This is a genomic window from Caballeronia glebae (assembly GCF_001545035.1).
Taxonomy (GTDB): domain Bacteria; phylum Pseudomonadota; class Gammaproteobacteria; order Burkholderiales; family Burkholderiaceae; genus Caballeronia; species Caballeronia glebae.
The window spans coordinates 13,518-32,095 of record NZ_FCOJ02000052.1 but is presented as its reverse complement, the minus strand read 5'-3'; the positions used below and the strand labels follow the sequence as shown (position 1 = coordinate 32,095).

General features: G+C 64.9%; 18 protein-coding genes. 10 read left to right on the top strand and 8 right to left on the bottom strand.

The features are described 5' to 3' along the window. Positions 1–83 precede the first annotated feature (83 nt). On the bottom strand, positions 84–1,469 hold the full coding sequence (gene radA, locus AWB82_RS27800; protein ID WP_086972541.1) for a DNA repair protein RadA: 1,386 nt from the start codon (positions 1,467–1,469) through the stop codon (positions 84–86). A 42-nt stretch (positions 1,470–1,511) separates the two neighbouring features. Next, a complete protein-coding gene (gene alr / locus AWB82_RS27795) occupies positions 1,512–2,582 on the bottom strand; it encodes an alanine racemase (protein ID WP_086972540.1) in 1,071 nt (356 codons plus the stop codon). Between the two features lie 281 nt (positions 2,583–2,863). Between alr and lplT the strand changes: the two genes are divergently transcribed. From lplT to thiD, 4 genes are read left to right on the top strand one after another with little or no spacing between them, the layout of a single operon-like run. Next, positions 2,864–4,171, top strand: coding sequence for a lysophospholipid transporter LplT (gene lplT, locus AWB82_RS27790; RefSeq protein ID WP_086972539.1), 1,308 nt, complete (start codon positions 2,864–2,866; stop codon positions 4,169–4,171). A gap of 35 nt (positions 4,172–4,206) precedes the next feature. After that, the gene (gene thiM, locus AWB82_RS27785; protein WP_086972538.1) at positions 4,207–5,022 is read left to right on the top strand and encodes a hydroxyethylthiazole kinase; all 816 of its coding nucleotides are present in this window, start codon (positions 4,207–4,209) and stop codon (positions 5,020–5,022) included. A 2-nt stretch (positions 5,023–5,024) separates the two neighbouring features. Then, positions 5,025–5,678 carry a thiamine phosphate synthase gene (gene thiE / locus AWB82_RS27780; protein WP_086972537.1) on the top strand — a complete coding sequence of 218 codons (654 nt, stop codon included), beginning with the start codon at positions 5,025–5,027 and terminating at the stop codon, positions 5,676–5,678. Position 5,679: 1 nt separating this feature from the next. Beyond that, a complete protein-coding gene (thiD, locus tag AWB82_RS27775; protein WP_086972536.1) occupies positions 5,680–6,492 on the top strand; it encodes a bifunctional hydroxymethylpyrimidine kinase/phosphomethylpyrimidine kinase in 813 nt (270 codons plus the stop codon). Here thiD and AWB82_RS27770 read toward each other — a convergent pair whose 3' ends face one another. Genes AWB82_RS27770 through tsaB form a run of 4 tightly spaced genes read right to left on the bottom strand, consistent with a single transcriptional unit; the run spans position 6,493 to position 9,671 of the window. Further along, complete coding sequence (locus tag AWB82_RS27770) at positions 6,493–7,476, bottom strand: DUF1853 family protein (RefSeq protein WP_086972535.1); 984 nt, start codon at positions 7,474–7,476, stop codon at positions 6,493–6,495. Then, a complete protein-coding gene (locus AWB82_RS27765; protein WP_086972534.1) occupies positions 7,476–8,414 on the bottom strand; it encodes a uracil-DNA glycosylase in 939 nt (312 codons plus the stop codon). The genes AWB82_RS27770 and AWB82_RS27765 overlap by 1 nt, the downstream gene beginning before the upstream one ends. Next, on the bottom strand, positions 8,401–8,895 hold the full coding sequence (rimI, locus tag AWB82_RS27760) for a ribosomal protein S18-alanine N-acetyltransferase (RefSeq protein WP_086972533.1): 495 nt from the start codon (positions 8,893–8,895) through the stop codon (positions 8,401–8,403). The genes AWB82_RS27765 and rimI overlap by 14 nt, the downstream gene beginning before the upstream one ends. Continuing rightward, positions 8,892–9,671: a tRNA (adenosine(37)-N6)-threonylcarbamoyltransferase complex dimerization subunit type 1 TsaB gene (gene tsaB / locus AWB82_RS27755; protein ID WP_200818216.1), complete on the bottom strand. Its 780-nt coding sequence runs from the start codon at positions 9,669–9,671 to the stop codon at positions 8,892–8,894. Before tsaB ends, rimI begins: the two co-directional genes overlap by 4 nt. A 166-nt stretch (positions 9,672–9,837) precedes the next feature. Between tsaB and AWB82_RS27750 the strand changes: the two genes are divergently transcribed. The 3 genes from AWB82_RS27750 to aceA all read left to right on the top strand — a co-directional run bounded on the left by AWB82_RS27750 (position 9,838) and on the right by aceA (position 13,925). Then, a complete protein-coding gene (locus AWB82_RS27750) occupies positions 9,838–10,107 on the top strand; it encodes an acyl-CoA-binding protein (RefSeq protein WP_086972532.1) in 270 nt (89 codons plus the stop codon). Positions 10,108–10,578: 471 nt separating this feature from the next. Further along, on the top strand, positions 10,579–12,222 hold the full coding sequence (locus AWB82_RS27745) for a DEAD/DEAH box helicase (protein WP_086972531.1): 1,644 nt from the start codon (positions 10,579–10,581) through the stop codon (positions 12,220–12,222). A gap of 395 nt (positions 12,223–12,617) precedes the next feature. After that, positions 12,618–13,925, top strand: a complete 1,308-nt coding sequence (gene aceA / locus AWB82_RS27740; RefSeq protein WP_086972530.1) for an isocitrate lyase — start codon at positions 12,618–12,620, stop codon at positions 13,923–13,925. 125 nt (positions 13,926–14,050) lie between these two features. Here aceA and AWB82_RS27735 read toward each other — a convergent pair whose 3' ends face one another. Next, positions 14,051–14,485 (bottom strand): universal stress protein, encoded by a 435-nt coding sequence (locus AWB82_RS27735; protein WP_061134619.1) that lies wholly within the window; start codon positions 14,483–14,485, stop codon positions 14,051–14,053. Between the two features lie 147 nt (positions 14,486–14,632). Beyond that, complete coding sequence (locus AWB82_RS27730) at positions 14,633–15,535, bottom strand: LysR family transcriptional regulator (protein WP_086972529.1); 903 nt, start codon at positions 15,533–15,535, stop codon at positions 14,633–14,635. Between the two features lie 138 nt (positions 15,536–15,673). Here AWB82_RS27730 and AWB82_RS27725 point away from each other — a divergent pair, with 138 nt between their 5' ends. The 3 genes from AWB82_RS27725 to AWB82_RS27715 all read left to right on the top strand — a co-directional run bounded on the left by AWB82_RS27725 (position 15,674) and on the right by AWB82_RS27715 (position 18,572). Further along, positions 15,674–16,477 carry a haloacid dehalogenase type II gene (locus AWB82_RS27725; protein WP_086972528.1) on the top strand — a complete coding sequence of 268 codons (804 nt, stop codon included), beginning with the start codon at positions 15,674–15,676 and terminating at the stop codon, positions 16,475–16,477. A 70-nt stretch (positions 16,478–16,547) separates the two neighbouring features. Continuing rightward, positions 16,548–18,158 (top strand): malate synthase A, encoded by a 1,611-nt coding sequence (gene aceB, locus AWB82_RS27720; protein ID WP_086972527.1) that lies wholly within the window; start codon positions 16,548–16,550, stop codon positions 18,156–18,158. A gap of 153 nt (positions 18,159–18,311) precedes the next feature. Then, entirely contained in the window at positions 18,312–18,572 is a 261-nt protein-coding gene (locus tag AWB82_RS27715; RefSeq protein WP_086972557.1) for a DNA-binding protein, read from the top strand. The last annotated feature ends 6 nt before the right edge of the window (positions 18,573–18,578 follow it).

Here is an 18,578-nt window from a genome sequence, read left to right as displayed (position 1 = left end):
AAGGATAGAAAAACCGCGCGTCGCTTGGGTTACATTGCGCAACGGGATTTTTACGCCCCGTTACGAAGGGTCCGATCATTAAATCATTCGAGATCGCGAACCCGGTCGATCGCTTCCTCGATGCGGTCCACCGCGATCACCTTGAGGCCATCGATTGGCTGCTTCGGCGCGTTCGCCTTCGGAATCAGCGCGATCGAGAAGCCGAGCTTCGCCGCCTCCTTCAGGCGATCCTGCCCGCGCGGCGACGGCCGGATCTCACCGGCCAGGCCGACTTCGCCGAACGTGATGAGGCCCTTGGGCAGCGGCTTGTTGCGCAACGACGAGTGAATCGCAAGCAGCACGGCCAGATCCGCGGCGGGTTCCGTGATCTTCACGCCGCCGACCGCGTTCAGGAACACGTCCTGATCGAAACACGCGATACCCGCGTGCCGATGCAGCACCGCCAGCAACAGCGCCAGCCGGTTCTGCTCAAGGCCGACCGCGAGCCGGCGCGGATTGGGCACGTGCGCGGTATCGACGAGCGCCTGCACTTCGACGAGCAGCGGCCGCGAACCTTCCTGCGTCACGAGCACGCACGAACCCGCGACACTTTGCTCGTGCTGCGACAGGAAGAGCGCCGACGGATTGGCGACGCCACGCAAGCCCTTTTCGGTCATCGCAAAGACGCCGAGCTCGTTCACCGCGCCGAAGCGATTCTTGAACGCACGCACGAGCCTGAACGACGAATGCGTGTCGCCCTCGAAATACAGCACGGTATCGACGATGTGCTCCAGCACGCGCGGCCCCGCGAGACTGCCCTCCTTCGTCACGTGGCCGACCATGATGATCGACGTGCCCGTCTGCTTCGCGATGCGCGTGAGTTGCGCCGCGCACTCGCGCACCTGCGCGACCGAGCCCGGCGCGGAGGTCAACGCTTCCGAGTAGATCGTCTGGATGGAGTCAATGACGGCGACTTCGGGGCGTTGCTCGTCGATGGTCGCCTGAATCTTTTCCAGCTGGATTTCCGCGAGTAGCGCGAGATCGCCCGCGGCGCTCGCCTCGCCGATCAGCCCGAGCCGCTGCGCGCGCAGCGCGATCTGCGCGCCGGATTCCTCGCCGCTCACGTAGAGCGCGGGGCGCTCGCGCGCGATTTCGGCGAGCGATTGCAGCAGCAGCGTCGATTTGCCGATGCCCGGATCGCCGCCGATCAGCACGACGCCGCCCGGCACGAGGCCGCCGCCCAGAACGCGATCGAATTCGCCGACGCCGGTCGTGAAACGCGGCACATCCGACGCCTCGATGTCCGCGAGCTTGCGCACCGACGAACTCTTCGCGAGCGCCTGGAAGCGGTGCGCGGAAGGCGCCTGCTCCACCGATTCGATCAGCGTGTTCCACGCCCCGCACGCGGCGCACTGACCGGCCCACTTTGGCGACTGACCGCCGCATTCGCTACACGTATAAAGCGTCTTTGCCTTCGCTACTTTTGCCACACACTGCCTTGCTTTGAGTTTTCGTTGAGAGTTATGCCGCGCCTATTCCGCGCGCACCGGCACGCGTAGCGCGATGGCGCACATGAGTTCGTAGCCGATCGTGCCGGCCGAGCTCGCGACATCGTCGATCGGCAGATTCCCGCCCCACAGTTCCACGCGCGAGCCGATGCCCGCGCCCGGGCACGGCGTCAGATCGACGGTCAGCATGTCCATCGACACCCGGCCGACGAGCCGCGTCCTCACGCCGTCCACGATCACGGGCGTGCCTTCGGGCGCCACGCGCGGATAGCCGTCGGCGTAACCGCACGCGACCACGCCGATACGCATCGACGTTCCCGCCGTATAGGTCGAGCCATAACCGATGCTGCTTCCCGCGTCGACCGTCTGCACCGCGATCAGCTCGGACTGGAGCGTCATCGCGGGCTTGAGACCGGTATCGGCGATGTCCGCGGTCACGCCCGACGGCGACGCGCCATACAGCATGATGCCGGGCCGCACCCAGTCGCAGTGCGCGTCCGGATGCCACAAGACCGCTGCCGAGTTCGCGAGGCTGCGCGCGCCCGCGATGCCTTCCGCGCCGCGCTCGAACGCCTCCAGTTGATGCGCGATGCCGCGCGGAGCGTCGGCATCGGAAAAATGGGTCATGAGCGTGATCTGACCGATGCCCTGCACGGCGCGCGCGCGCTCCCATGCGGCGCGGAACTTCTCGGGCGTGTAACCGAGGCGGTTCATGCCGCTGTTCATCTTCAACTGAATGTTGACCGGCTTCGAGAGCCGCGCCATTTCCAGCATGCGCAACTGCTCGTCGCAGTGCACGGCCGTGGTGAGGCTGTAGCGATCAATCACGTCGATGTCGGTCGGCCGGAAGAAGCCTTCGAGCAAAAGAATTGGCCCGGCCCAGCCCAATTCACGCAACTTCGCGGCTTCTTCGAGGTCCAGAAGGCCAAAGCCGTCTGTTGCGCGCAGTCCGGGGAACGCCCGGGCGAGACCGTGGCCATACGCATTGGCCTTGACGACGGCCCAAATCTTGGATTTCGGCGCGTACTTGCGTGCAATGGCTAAGTTGTTGGCAAGTGCGGCGGTGTGGATTGTTGCAGAGAGGGGGCGCGGCATGAGCGTTTGGTGGAATTGCAACGAGTGCGGTCTAAAAGTCGAGCATACGCGAGCGGGCCGCGTCCTGCTGCGCCGGCCGGGACGCCTTGCGAATCAGTATCTTATGAGGAATCCCGGACGCAGACGCGTCATTTCTGGCGCGATCGAGATTACTGCTGATCAGAATGCGCCTATTTTCGTGTTATAAAGCCGTGCGCACAACCCATTTCGAAAGGCATAAGCCCGAGTGCACGACAGGTGCCCGGGGCGGATCACCCGCAGTGAGGAAAGCTTCGGATCAGATGAAAAAAGGTTTTTACACCATCATGGCCGCGCAGTTTTTCTCGTCGTTGGCCGATAACGCTTTACTGATCGCTGCCATCGCACTGCTGAAAGACCTTCACGCGCCGAACTGGATGACGCCGCTGCTCAAGCTGTTCTTCGTCCTGTCGTATGTGGTTCTCGCGGCGTTCGTCGGCGCTTTCGCGGATTCGCGGCCCAAGGGCCACGTGATGTTCGTCACCAATTCGATCAAGGTCGTCGGCTGCGTGACGATGCTCTTCGGCGCGCATCCGTTGCTCGCGTATGGCATCGTCGGCTTCGGCGCGGCCGCTTATTCGCCGGCAAAGTACGGCATTCTGACCGAACTCCTGCCAGCCGACCGGCTCGTCGCCGCGAATGGCTGGATCGAAGGCACGACGGTCGGCTCGATCATTCTCGGCACGGTCATGGGCGGCGCGCTCATCAGCCCGCATATCGCGGGTCATCTGCTGTCGCTGCACATTCCGCGCATCTACACGCCCGCCGAAGCCGCGATGCTCGTCATCATGCTGATGTACGTGGTCGCCGCGATGTTCAACCTGCGCATTCCCGACACCGGCGCGCGTTATCCGAAGCAGGAAACGCGGCCGCTTAAGCTCATCACCGATTTCGCCGACTGCTTTGTCGTGCTGTGGCGCGACAAGCTCGGCCAGATCTCGCTCGCCGTCACGACGCTCTTCTGGGGCGCGGGCGCGACGCTGCAGTTCATCGTGCTGAAATGGGCCGAAGTTTCGCTCGGCATGACGCTTTCGCAAGCCGCGATTCTGCAGGCCGTGATCGCCGTGGGCGTCGCGGTGGGCGCGATCCTCGCGGCCGCGCGCGTGCCGCTCAAGCGCTCGCTCTCGGTGCTGCCTGTCGGCATCATCATGGGACTCGCCGTCATGCTGATGGCGTTCTACACGCGCCATCTCTTTCCCGCGCACTGGGGCATCTACTTCGGCAAGATGCACTTCCCCGGCTATCTGCTGATCGCGTATGTGTTCCTGATGATCGTGGGCGGCCTGTCGGGATTTTTCGTCGTGCCGATGAACGCGTTGCTTCAGCATCGCGGGCACGTGCTGCTTTCCGCCGGACATTCCATCGCCGTGCAGAACTTCAACGAGAACCTCTCGGTGCTCGTCATGCTGTGCCTCTATGCAGTGCTCGTGTGGCTTGACGTGCCGATCCAGTTCGTCATCGTGCTGTTCGGTTCGTTCGTATGTTTCATGATGTACTTCGTGATGCGGCGACATCAGGCCAATCAGCGCGCGTTCGATTCGGTCGCGCTGATCGGCGAAGCACGGCACTGACGCGTCGCACGCACTCGTTTCAATCGACTTCCATCATGCTCGCCGCCGATCTCTTCCCGTTCGTCACCCGCGTGCGCGACCGCGCGCCGCTCGTGCATTGCCTCACGAATCTCGTCGTCACCAACTTCACCGCCAACGTGCTGCTCGCGATCGGCGCCGCGCCGGCGATGGTCGTCGCGCGTGAGGAAGTCGGCGAGTTCGCGGCCGTGGCCAACGCGCTGTCGGTCAATCTCGGCACGCTCGACGTGCCGCAAAGCCGCGCGATCCGCGCCGCCGTCGAAGCCGCCAACGCCGCGGGCACGCCGTGGGTGCTCGATCCGGTCGCGGTCGGGCCGCTCGCGTTTCGCACCGAGTTCGCGTTCGATCTCCTTGACGCGAAGCCCGCGGTGATCCGCGGCAACGCGTCGGAGATCATCAGCCTGTCGGGCGGCGCGGCGAGCGGACGAGGCGTCGACAGCACCGCCGCCACCGACGCCGCGCTCGATGCCGCGCAGGTGCTCGCGCTGAAGACGCAGGCCGTCGTCGCGGTCACGGGCGAGACCGATTACGTGACCGATGGCCGCCGCGTGATCGCGCTGTCGAACGGCTCGCCCTTGATGACGCGCGTGACCGGCGTCGGCTGCGCGCTATCCGCGACGGTGGCTGCGTTCGTCGGCGCGGTGTCGGATCGCGACGAGTTCTGGGCCGCGACCGTCGCCGCCATCGCCTATTCGACCATCGCGGGCGAGCTCGCCGCGCGCGACGCCGCCCTGCCCGGCAGCTTCGCCGTCGCGTATCTGGACCGGCTCGCATCGCTCGACGAAGCGGCGTTCGGCAAGACACTCGTGCGGCGCGACATCGTTTCCGGCTGACCATGCGCGACGCGTTCGATCTCTCGCTCTATCTCGTGCTCGATCCGGTGCAGTGCGGCGGTCATGACGCGGCGGTTCGCGTCGCGCGCGCCGCGCTCGAAGGCGGCGCGACTTTCGTGCAACTGCGCGCGCCCGAGTGGCACAAGCGCGCGTGGCTCGATCTCGCGCGCGAGTTGTTGCCGCTCACGCGCGCGCACGGCGTGCCGTTCGTCGTCAACGATCATCTAGACGTCGCGCTGGCGGTCGGCGCCGACGGCGTGCATATCGGCCAGCGCGATCTGCCCGCCGAGCTCGCGCGGCAGTTGCTCGGGCCGGATGCGTTGATCGGCCTGTCGGTATCGAATCTCGATGAAACCGCCGACGCCCGGACGCTCGCGGGCATAATCGACTATCTCGGCGCGGGTCCGGTGTACGCGACACCGACCAAAACCGACGCCTCCACGCCGTGCGGCATCGACGGCCTCGCTGAAATCTGCGCCGCCGCGCACTTGCCGACGGTGGCGATCGGCGGCATCCAGGCGCACAACGCCGCCGACGTGATGCGCGCCGAACCCGCCGGCCTCGCCGTGGTCTCCGCGATCTGCAAGGCAGCCGATCCGCGGGAGGCAGCCGCGGCATTGCGCGCGACCATCACGCGCGCCCGAACCCGAATCTGATATGGCTGCAACGAAATCCATTCCCAACGTTCTCACCATCGCCGGCTCCGACTCGGGCGGCGGCGCGGGCATTCAGGCCGATCTGAAGGCTTTCTCCGCGCTCGGCGCGTATGGCGCGAGCGTCATCACGGCGCTCACCGCGCAGAATACGCGCGGCGTGACGGCTGTCCACGCTCCGGAGCCCGCATTCGTCACGGCGCAACTCGACGCCGTGTTCGACGACATCCGTATCGATGCCGTGAAGATCGGCATGCTGGCGAACGCGGGCATCGTGCGCGCGGTCGCCGCTGCGCTGAAGCGTCATCGGCCGCGCCACGTCGTGCTCGACACCGTGATGATCTCGAAGAGCAATCATGCGTTGCTCGCCCCTGAAGCGGTCGCCGCGCTGCGCGACGAATTGCTGCCGCTCGCGACGCTCGTTACGCCGAATCTGCCCGAAGCGGCGGCGCTGCTCGGCACCGAAAGCGCCGCCGACGAAGACGCGATGGTCCGTCAGGGCGAAGCATTGCGCGCGCTCGGTGCGCGGGCCGTGCTGATGAAAGGCGGCCATCTCGCATCGACCGAAAGCCCCGACTGGCTCATTGAGGCGGCCGGCGCGCTCAGGCTCGGCGGCGCGCGCGTGCCGCTGCCGAATACGCATGGCACGGGCTGCACGCTGTCGTCGGCGATCGCGGCGCTCATTGCGCAATCCGATGATCTCGCGAGCGCGGCCGCCGAAGCCAAGCGCTATCTGACCGGCGCGATCGAAGCGAGCGTGCGGCTCGACGTCGGCCATGGCGTCGGGCCGGTGCATCATTTCTTCCGCTGGTGGTGATCAGTTCGCCGACGCGGCGAATTCGCGCGCGCGCATCGGCCAGTCGTCCGGCACGATGAAACCGCGCGATTCCTCGACGAAATTCCCCGCTTCGTCGCGCGCGTAGGCGGCGATCATGGTCGGCGCGATCGTGCCTTCGAGACGCGCGCGGATCGCATCCGATTCCGCGATCAGCGTGCGGGCGGCATCCGCATCGAGCCGCCGCGACGCGAGCCATGCCATGCGCGGCTGCACGATCCACGCGCGGTCGTCGTTCGGCGCAATCGCCCGCGCCTCGCGCCATTCCGAGGCCGTCAGCCACCATCCGCGCAAATGGTTCTCGCCGATTTCGGGCGCGGGCGCGACCTGATCGCCGTCGAGCCCGTGATAGAAGAGCCTGCCCTTGATGAACAACTGCGCCTGCCACGGCCCGTCGAAGCCGAGCAAGGCGAACTCGGCGCGCCGCGTCAGCGCCAGTTGATGCGTCATGAGCCGCGCGTGCTTGATATCGAAGCGATCCTGAAGATTCGGCCCGACGTAGTTCGATAGACGCGCCGCGCGTGACGCGTCGCCGTCGTCGTCGCCGATATGAAGGTAGAACTTCACCGCCAGCTCCCAATGCAGCCGCGCGCCACTTGCCGATTCGAGCAGAAAATCGCATTCGCCGATGGTGCGCCGCTGATGCCGCAACGGCACGTTCGCCGCGATGAGCCGCGCCGCCGGCCCATGCGCAAGAAAGAAGCGGACGAGGCTCTCGGCATAGATGCCGAGCCGTGTGAACTTGGGATCGCGCGCGTGACCGTGGAGCGGCTGCGGTGCGGCGTCGAGCGCCTTCAGCCACGTGAGCGTCGCGTCGCGCTCTTGCGCCGATGCGAACGGATGCGCCAGCGCGGCGTCGCCCTCGCGCAGCAGATCGGGCGCAAACAGAAGCCAGGCGAGATCGCGAACCGTAACGTCGTCGAAACGATCGACGAGGCGCGTGAGCTCGCTCGCCGGGGCCGTCATCAGATGCCGCCCTTCTCCGCTCCTTGCTCGACGCCGAGCGCGGCGAGCGCCTCGCGATACGTTTTGCGCGCGAGACAGAGATCGGCCCACGCCTTCGACTTGTCCTGAAGGCTGCGCAACAGATAAGCCGGGTGATACGTGACGATCACCGGCACGCCGCGATATTCGTGCACACGAGAGCGCATCGACGAGATGCTGGCCTCGTTCTTCAACAGACTTTGCGCGGCGAAGCGCCCCATCGCGACGATGACCTTCGGCTTCACGAGCTCGACCTGCCGTTGCAGATACGGCTCGCAGCGCGCGACTTCATCGAGTTCGGGATTGCGGTTGCCGGGCGGCCGGCACTTGATCACGTTTGCGATATACACGTTCGACTGCCGCGACAGCGTGAGCGCGCGCAGCATGTTGTCGAGCAGCTTGCCGGCCTGGCCCACGAACGGCTCGCCCTGCTTGTCCTCGTTCTCGCCCGGCGCTTCACCGATCAGCATCCAGTCCGCTTCGCGATCGCCGACGCCGAAGACCGTGTTCGTGCGGCGTTCGCACAGACGGCAGCGCTCGCAATTCGCGACGCGCTCGGCAAGCGCGTCCCAGTCGAGCGTGTGGACGTCGCTCGGCGCTTCGGCGACGGCGGGCTCGACGTGCACGGGCGCCTCGTCGGTCCAGGGGAGATCGTCGTAGGCGTCGAGGGGCGGCGCGTCGGATTCGGGCTGATCGCCGGGTTTCGCTTCGTGCCGGATCGCGCGCGTGGGCGCTTCTATCGGCTGCGACGGCGGCTCGGCAGGCGTCGGCTCTTGCCGCACCGCGACGGGTGTGCCCGCCTCCGTCACCTGCGCGACGGGTGGACGCTCGTCCTCGCCCGGCGTCAAAGCGGCAGCGCCGCGCCGGACCCAGACCGGTCCGATGCCCAACTCCTCAATCAGCATTTCATCGAGCGCCATGCGCACTCTCCTCCATGAACGACAGACGCATGACGATTGCGTCCTCGCGCGAGCGATGTCGCGCGGGATAATAATTTTTGCGACGCCCGATGGCTGCGAAACCGAATCGCTCGTAAAGCTGGATCGCGCGCGGATTGGACGGCCGCACTTCGAGCAGCACGCCTTCGAGCTTCTTCGCGCGCGTGATGCGCACCGCCTCGCGCAGCAGCGTGAGACCCGCGCCCGCATGCTGCGCCACCGGCGCGACGCATAAGTTGAGCAGATGCATCTCGTCGACCACGGGCATCAGCACGCAATAGCCGATCAGCGTACCGGTCACGTGGCGCAGACACACGCCGAAATAACCGTTACGCAGCGAATCCTGGAAATTGCCGCGGCTCCACGGGAACTCGTAGGCGAGCTTTTCGACCGCGGCGACTTCATCGAGGTCCGCTTCGGTCATCGGCGTGAGATACCGATCGGCCAGCAGCACCCCGCTCACCGAAGCGCCTCCTCGCGTGCCTTCATGCGCTCGGCCGTGGTCTGAGCGACCTTGTCGCGCACGTATTCCGGCGCGGCGAGTTCGGGCGCGACCGCACGTCCCGCCCGCAGTTCGCGCAAGCCGATGAGCGCGACCGGCAATGCATGCGGCAACGCTTCACGATCGACACGCGCGGCGGCGGCGAGCGCCGGCAGGCGATCGCCGAACGCGGCCGCAGCGTTGCCGGCGAGCGCGAACGGCGCGTCGGGCAACGGCAGCGCGCCGGGTTTATCGAGCGCGGCCGGATGCAGCGTACGCCATTCTCCGGCGGCGGCATCGAATTCGAAGTCGGCCCAGTACGCCTCGTCCATGCGGGCATCGAGCGCGGCGAGCACGCGCGAAGGAATCGACGGATCGTTCAGGCGCGCGCCCTCCGCGCATGCGAGCAACGTGCTCACCGGCACGACCGGCACGCCCAGGCCGAACGCCAGTCCTTGCGCGACGCCTGTGGCCGTACGCAGCCCGGTGAACGAGCCGGGGCCCGCACCGAACGCGATCGCGTCGCAATCGGCAAGCGCGAGACCGGCGGCATCGAAGAGTTCGCGCACGGCGGGCAAGAGACGCGTGCTCGACACGGCGCCGGTCGCCTCGTGGCGAAGCCAGACGCGCGTGTCGCCGTTCACGTACTGGGGCGCGGCGATATTCGGAGTAGCGGCGAAAGCGCTGTCGGCGAGCAGAAGCGCGACGGAGCAAAACTCTGTCGACGTATCGAGGGCGAGCAAAACGGTGCGTGTCATAGCCGGTATTGTAATGCGGGACATGCGCCGGATTCGCGTGATCCGCGCGCCGCGATCGATCCGGTTCGCGCCTCGCGGACGTCCTCGGTTGGAGGAAAGCCTCGACAGGGCGCGTGCGCCTCGCTTGCTAAGATCGTCGGTCCATCCCGAGAGAAACGGAGCACGCATGACCGACATCGACCAGCTATTCGCCCAGGCCCAGTCCGACGTGACGCAACTGCCCGAGCGCCCCGGCAACCTCACGCTGTTGCGCCTCTATGCACTCTTCAAGCAGGCGAGCATCGGCGACGTGCAGGGCGAAAAGCCGGGCTTCACGGACGTCGCCGGCAAGTACAAACATGAAGCGTGGGCCGCGCTGCAAGGCACGCCCGTCGACGACGCCAAGGCGCGCTACGTCGAACTCGTCGCATCGCTCAAGCGGGGCGAAGCCGCCTGAGAGCCCACCGAACAATGGCCGCGCCGCCCGATGCCCGAAGATGGCGCGGCCATGCGTCAAAATGTGGCGCAGTGCAGCAAACTCGGATATACTTGCGGTTAGCGCTTGAATTGCGGATCGCATGCCTGTTGACAAAACTCCGGGCAAGCCTCGCGCAGCAAGGCGCTTCGTAGCGTTTCGCTCCAATCCAGTTTAGAAACTGTCCCCTCCCTGCTAGGCCGTTGCGCCGTTGTATTGCGCGCAGTATGTTCCGCGGCCCGTCATGCATCAGGCTGACGTCAGCGCCCGTCGTTCTCTTTGGAACGATCGAGCCTGCGGTATACGATACAGCTTCTAACAAAGACACTCGCCGCACGTTCGCGCGAGTTGCCTACGTTTTTCGATTTGCTCGCTGTTTCTTCGCTCGCTGAATCCAACGACCTGGGTATGCCGATTGGCGCCGACGCCTTACTCCTCGTTTCAAGGATCGACATGACTTCGAGCTTCACAGCTAGCCCGTTGGACAACCTCGCAGCAGACATCAGCATCACCCCCACGGTCGACACGCCGGCCATCGAAGCACCGGCCGACACGCCCACCGGCCCCACTTTCGAATCGCTCGGCCTTTCCGCCGAAATCGTGTCCGCGCTGACCGCAGCGGGCTATCAGTCGCCGACGCCCGTGCAGCAGCGCGCTATTCCCGCCGCGCTCGCCGGTCGCGACCTGCTCGTCTCCAGCCCGACCGGTTCGGGCAAGACGGCGGCATTCATGCTGCCCGCCATCGAAAAATTCCTGCAAGTGCAGAAGCTGGAAGCGCAACAGCCGCGTGCGCCGCGTGACGCGAACGCCCAGCGCGGCCGTCGTCCGCAGCCGGTCGCTCGCCCGCGTCTGCTCGTGCTCACGCCGACGCGCGAACTCGCGATGCAGGTTTCCACCGCCGCGACGACGTACGGCAAGCATCTGCGCCTGCGCACCGTCAGCATTCTCGGCGGCGTCGCGTACGGTCAGCAGTTGATGCTCCTCGCGAAGAACCCCGAAATCCTGGTCGCGACGCCGGGCCGTCTGATCGACCATCTGGAGCGCGGCCGCATCGATCTGTCGGAATTGAACATTCTCGTGCTCGACGAAGCCGACCGCATGCTCGACATGGGCTTCATCGACGATATCGAAAAGATCGTCGACGCGACGCCGGCCTCGCGCCAGACGCTGCTTTTCTCGGCAACGATCGACGGCAAGATTTCGTCGCTGACCGGGCGTCTCCTGAAGAATCCGGAGCGCATCGAGATCGTGCAGAAGCTGGAAGCGAAGAATATCGCGCAGACCGTGCACTATGTCGATGACCGCGACCACAAGGATCGTCTGCTCGACCATCTGCTGCGCGACTCCGAACTCGATCAGGCGATCGTTTTCACGGCAACGAAGAGCGACGCCGATCTCATCGCCAACCGTCTCGCCGACGCAGGCTTCGAGTCCGCCGCGCTGCACGGCGATCTGCCGCAAGGCGCGCGCAATCGCACGATCCGCGCGCTGCGCGAGCGTCGCGTGCGCGTGCTGGTCGCAACCGACGTCGCCGCGCGCGGCATCGACATCCCGGGCATCACGCACGTCTTCAACTACGACCTGCCGAAGTTCGCGGAAGACTACGTGCACCGTATCGGCCGTACCGGCCGTGCTGGCCGCAGCGGCACCGCGGTGAGCCTCGTGCATCACGCCGAAACGGGCGCGCTGAAGCGCATCGAGCGCTTCGTGCGTAACCCGCTGCCGGTGAACGTCGTTGTGGGCTTCGAGCCGCGCAAGACGGCGCCCAAGGGCGGTTTCGGCGGCGGTCGTGGCCGTCCGGCCGGTAACGGCGGTGGCGGCCGACGCTTTGGCGGCGGCGGCAACGCCGGCGGCAGCAGCACCGGTCGCAGCTATGGATCGGGCAACGCCGGCGGCTATGCCAACAAGTCGAACGCAGGTGCGAACACGGGTTCGCGCGAAGGCGGCTTCCGCAGCGGTAACAGCGAAGGCGGCTATCGTGGCGGCAATAGCGAAGGCGGCTATCGCGGCGGCAACCGCGAAGGCGGCTTCGGCTCGCGCGACGGCTACGCCGCACGTCGCAACGACGGTCCGCGCGCCCCGCGCCGCGGCAGCTAAGCAGTCGCCAGGAGCGGTTTCACACACCGCTTCCCTGTCGCAAAAGAAAACCGATGCCTGGTGCATCGGTTTTTTTTTCGTTCCCTCTCCATATTTCACGATGTGCAATGACCTTTTGCGTCGCAAAAGACGTGCTGCGCGGCACAAACACTGTCGTTGCAAGATAGAAAAAGCCATTTCACAATACGATATTTGGATCGTATCTCATTGAATTATCGATATAAAAATAATCGATAAATCTTCCTCCAAGGGGTATGTCGCAAGGCTGCATTTGCCTAGACTCTTATATAAGAGTTGAGCAAACACAGGCAGCCGAATCCGGCGCACCGAGCTCAAGTCGTTCAGGAACATCGATTCAACATTCGTCGTTCAGTCCAATCTCAAGGAGAAGCGCTATGACCTCACGCCAACAACAAGCTCAGCAACTCCAGCAGCAATGGGAAAGCGATCCGCGCTGGAAGGGCATCAAGCGCGGCTACTCGGCGGATGACGTCGTGCGTTTGCGCGGCTCGGTGCAGCCGGAACACACGCTCGCGCGACGCGGCGCCGAGAGGCTGTGGGCATCGATCAACGACGAGCCGTTCGTCAACGCGCTCGGCGCGCTGACCGGCAACCAGGCGATGCAGCAGGTCAAGGCCGGCCTCAAGGCGATTTATCTGTCGGGCTGGCAAGTGGCCGGCGATGCCAACGTCGCGGGCGAAATGTATCCGGACCAGTCGCTGTATCCGGCGAACTCGGTGCCGCTCGTCGTGAAGCGCATCAACAACACGCTCACGCGCGCCGACCAGATTCAGTGGTCGGAAGGCAAGAATCCGGGCGATGAAGGCTATATCGACTACTTCGCGCCGATCGTGGCGGATGCCGAAGCGGGCTTCGGCGGCGTGCTGAACGCATTCGAGCTGATGAAGGCGATGATCGAAGCCGGCGCCGCGGGCGTGCACTTCGAGGATCAACTGGCGTCGGTCAAGAAGTGCGGTCACATGGGCGGCAAGGTGCTCGTGCCGACGCGCGAGAACGTCGCGAAACTCTCGGCCGCGCGCCTGGCCGCGGACGTGTGCGGCACGCCGACGCTGCTCATCGCCCGTACCGACGCCGAAGCCGCCGATCTCGTCACGTCCGACGTCGACGACAACGACAAGCCGTTCCTCACCGGCGAGCGCACGGTCGAAGGCTTCTTCCGCACGAAGCCGGGTCTGGAGCAGGCGGTGTCGCGCGGCCTCGCCTACGCGCCCTACGCCGATCTCGTGTGGTGCGAAACCGGTAAGCCGGATCTCGAATACGCGAAGAAGTTCGCCGAGGCGATCCACAAGGAATTCCCGGGCAAGATGCTGTCGTACAACTGCTCGCCGTCGTTCAACTGGAAGAAAAATCTGGACGACGCGACGATCGCCAAGTTCCAGCGCGAACTGGGCGCGATGGGCTACAAGTTCCAGTTCATCACGCTGGCCGGCTTCCACGCGCTGAACTACTCGATGTTCAACCTCGCGCACGGCTACGCCCGTTCGCAGATGAGCGCGTTCGTCGAATTGCAGCAGGCCGAATTCGCCGCCGCCGACAGGGGCTTCACGGCGGTCAAGCATCAGCGCGAAGTGGGCACGGGTTACTTCGACGCGGTCACGCAAACTGTCGAGAAGGAGTCTTCGACGACCGCGCTGCACGGCTCGACCGAAGACGAGCAGTTCTTCGACAAGAAGGTGGCGTAATACCGCGTCAGGCAGGTTGAATCAGGGAGAGCGGTGAAAGCAGCGGCGGCGGTGGCGCAAGCGGGACGCGCCACCGCCGCCGCTCAAACGAAAACGCATCGCGCGTGCGCTTTTCGTTTGAGCAATCAGCGGTACACGATGACCGGAATCTTCGTATGCGTCAGCACGCGCTGCGTTTCGCTGCCGATCAGCAGGCTGCCGATTCCACGCCGCCCGTGTGACGCCATCAGAATCACGTCGCAGCCGTTTTGCTCGGCCGCTTCGATGATCCCGATATACGGCGCGGCATCGATGCTCGTCACGCTCGCGCAGGGCACCCCGGCGCTTTCGGCGGCACGCTCGACCGCGCGCAGATGCTCGCGCGCTTCGTTTTCGGCGCGGGCGTGAAAGTCATCGGGCGGCTCGACGGCGACATCGGCGAATGGCGAATACGGATATTGAGGAAGGCACGCGTAAGCCGTGATGCGCGCGCCGACGGATTGCGCGAGATCGATCGCGCCGTCGATGGCCTTTTGCGATAGCTCCGAGCCGTCGGTCGGCACGAGGATGTGTTTGAACATGGCGTTCTTCCCGTAACGTGATGGTGCGTGATTCCATTGTAGTAACGGCGACGGAGGCGGAGAAATTTCGATGCATTCGCGTGGCGATCCGCCTCTTGCGCGCCATGGCTGCATATAGGATTCCGAATTTTTCTCCGGCCCGCCGGGTCAACCCCAATACCCCGTCGCGTTATACGTATGCTTGAGCAGATCGAGAAACAATCGCACGCGCAACGGCAAATGTCGTCTTTGCGGGAATACGGCGTGAATACCGATCGGCGGTGCGGCGAACGCGTCGAGCACGCTCACGAGGCGGCCCGCGTCGATGTCCTCGCCGACTTCCCACCAGGAACGCCAGGCCAGGCCCCGGCCTTCGAGACACCATTCGTGCAGCACCGCGCCGTCCGAACACTCCATCGTGCCGGAGACCTTGATCGTCACGACCTTGCCGTCCTGCTCGAACACCCAGCCGCGCTGCTGATTCGCCGACGCGCCGAGTGCGAGGCAGTTGTGATGCGCGAGCGCGGCGAGATCGGCGGGCTCGCCGCGTCTGCCCAGATAATCCGGCGACGCGACGCACACGCGCCGGTTCTCCCCGAGTTTGAGCGAGACGAGCGACGAATCCGGCAGCTCGCCCAGACGCACGGCGCAATCGAAACCCTCGTTGACGAGATCGATCATGCGGTCGGTCAGATCGAGACTGACGGACACATCCGGATGCAAGGTCGTGAATTTCGGCACGAGCGGCGCGACGTGGCGACGCCCGAAACCCGCCGGCGCCGAGACGCGCAAATGCCCGCTCGCCTTCACGCCGCCCGCCGACACGCTCGCCTCCGCGTTCTGCATGTCGTTGATGATGCGCTGGCAGTCTTCGAGAAACGCCGAGCCCTCGAAGGTCAGCGTGATCCGGCGCGTCGTGCGCACGAGCAACTTCACGCCGAGCCGCTCTTCAAGCGCATCGAGCCTGCGTCCGATAACGGCTGGCGCGATGCCCTCCGCCTGCGCCGCCGCCGACAGGCTGCCCTTCACCACGACCGAGGCGAACGTCTCTATCTGCTTGAATCGATCCATGCGCGTTCGTCGTCAATATGGGTACTGATGCACAGATTAGGTAAGCAAAAGTAAAAGATCAAGTGATGCTGCGGTGCTTTTTCCATCACTTAGATCACGAATACAATCGATTCCGACCTCTAAACGGAGCGCAAGGCTATGTCGGCCATAACGACACACGCATCGTCCATCGATCTGTCCAGACTTCCACGCGCCGTCATCTTCGACGCTTACGGCACGCTTTTCGACGTCCATTCGGTCGTCGCGGCGGCCGAGCAGCTTTTTCCCGGTCACGGCGACGCGCTCTCGAAACTCTGGCGCCGCAAGCAAATCGAGTACACGCAGTTGCGCACGCTCGCCGACCCGTCGGGCGCGCATTACGAGCCGTTCTGGAAGATCACCATCGATGCGTTGCGCCACGCCGCCGCGCGCCTGAAACTCGCCGACGCGCTCACGAGCGCCGCCGAGAAACGCCTGATGGACGAATACGCGTGCCTCTCCGCGTTCCCCGACACGCTGCCCGCGCTCAGATCGTTGCGCGACGGCCTCGGCATTCCGCTCGCGATTCTTTCGAACGGCAATCCGCCGATGCTCGATATCGCCGTGAAAAGCGCCGGCATGGGCGGACTCTTCGATCACGCGCTGTCGGTCGACGCCGCGCGCGCCTACAAGCCCGCGCCCGCCGCCTACGCGCTCGGCACGCGCGCCTTCGACGCCGCCGCGCGCGACATCGTGTTCGCGTCGAGCAACGGCTGGAACGTCGCCGGCGCGACATGGTTCGGCTACACGACGTTCTGGATCAACCGCGCCGCGCTGCCGCTCGAAGAGCTGGGCGTCGCGCCGCACGGCAGCGGCCGCGGCATGGCGGATCTCATCGCATTCATCGAAGGCGGCGCTGCGCGCGCGGTCGCCGGATCGCGCGGGCGCAAGTCAGGCAACGCGCGGCGGCCGCCAGGCATCTAACGACCGGCCGCCTTTTCATTGCTTCAAAACAACCATTAGCAAAACCGTCTGACCGACCAAGGAGAAAACCATGACGCATCCATCGAATCCGCTTTCGCTTCCGAAAGGCATGGCAATCTCGGCCGATATCAAGCCCGGCTACGAGACCATCCTGACGCCTGAAGCGCTCGCGTTCGTCGCGTCGCTGCATCGCCAGTTCGAGCCGTGCCGCCAGCAATTGCTCGGCGCGCGCGTCGAGCGCACGAAACGCCTCGATGCGGGCGAGCGTCCCCGCTTCCTCGAAGAAACGAAATCGATCCGCGAAGGCGACTGGAAAGTCGCGCCGCTGCCGAAGGACCTGCAACGCCGTCGAGTCGAAATCACCGGGCCCGTCGAGCGCAAGATGATCATCAACGCGCTCAACTCCGGCGCGGATTCCTACATGACCGACTTCGAGGATTCGAACGCGCCGAACTGGGACAACCAGATCGTCGGCCAGACCAACCTGAAGGAAGCGGTGCGCCGCACGATCTCGCTCGAACAGAACGGCAAGTCGTACAGCCTCAACGACAAGATCGCGACCCTGATCGTGCGTCCGCGCGGCTGGCATCTCGATGAAAAGCACGTCACCGTGGATGGCCAGCGCGTGTCGGGCGGCATCTTCGATTTCGCGCTCTTCCTGTTCCACAACGCGAAGGAGTTGATCGCGCGCGGCAGCGGCCCGTACTTCTATCTGCCGAAGATGGAAAGCCATCTCGAAGCGCGTCTGTGGAACGACATCTTCGTCGCGGCGCAGGAAGGCATCGGCATTCCGCGCGGCACGATTCGCGCGACGGTGCTCGTCGAAACCATTCTCGCCGCGTTCGAGATGGACGAAATCCTGTACGAACTGCGCGAGCATAGCTCGGGCCTTAACGCGGGCCGCTGGGATTACATCTTCTCGGCGATCAAGAAGTTCAAGAACGACACGGACTTCTGCCTCGCCGACCGCGCGAAGATCACGATGACGTCGCCGTTCATGCGCGCCTACGCGCTCGAATTGCTGAAGACCTGCCACAAGCGCAACGCGCCGGCGATCGGCGGCATGTCCGCGCTGATTCCGATCAAGAACGATCCGGCGGCCAACGACCGCGCGATGGGCGGCGTGCGCTCCGACAAGGCGCGCGACGCCAGCGACGGCTACGACGGCGGCTGGGTCGCCCATCCGGGACTCGTGCCGGTCGCGATGGAAGAGTTCGTGAAGGTGCTCGGCGACAAGCCCAACCAGATTGAAAAGCAGCGCACCGACGTGCAGGTGACGGCGCACGACCTGCTCGACTTCCGCCCGGAAGAGCCGATCACCGAAGCCGGCTTGCGCAACAACGTGAACGTCGGCGTGCACTATCTCGGTTCGTGGCTCGCGGGCAATGGCTGCGTGCCCATCCACAATCTGATGGAAGACGCCGCGACCGCCGAGATTTCGCGCTCGCAAGTGTGGCAGTGGATCCGCTCGCCGAAGGGCAAGCTCGACGACGGCCGCAAGGTCACGGCGGCGATGGTGCGCGAGATCACCATCGACGAACTGGAGAAGGTGAAGCAGGCCGTCAGCGCGTCGGGCGCCGACACGAAGCCGTATGAACGCGCGGCGAAGATCTTCGAGCAAATGTCGACGTCGGCGCAATTCACCGAATTTCTGACGCTGCCGCTCTACGAAGAAATCTGAGCGTTTCGCTTCGTTTCACGCATCGGGAAAAAACGGCCGTCGGGCCGTTTTTTCGTCTGTCGCGCCTCATGGATCGCGCATGGCGTGTGCTACATTGCGCATCGTCTTTTCAACGATTCAACCGTGGAGCGCACTCATCGTGCGAACGACAGCATGAGCAATATCCAGCTCGACATCGAATGGACCGAAGCGGCATCGCGCAAAATCGAAAAACTGATGCCGCGCAACGTGAACAAGGACTCGTATCTGGCGCTGCCGCCCGTCGAATGCCTGCCGATGGAAGGCGACGTGCTCTTCCTCGGGCCGGCCGGCAAGCAGCAGCCGTTCATCGTCGCGGAGCGCCAGTATCATCACGACGGCGACGCCGACTGGACCATCATCCTGATCCTCGACGTCCCGCAGGAAACGCACTAAAAGCGG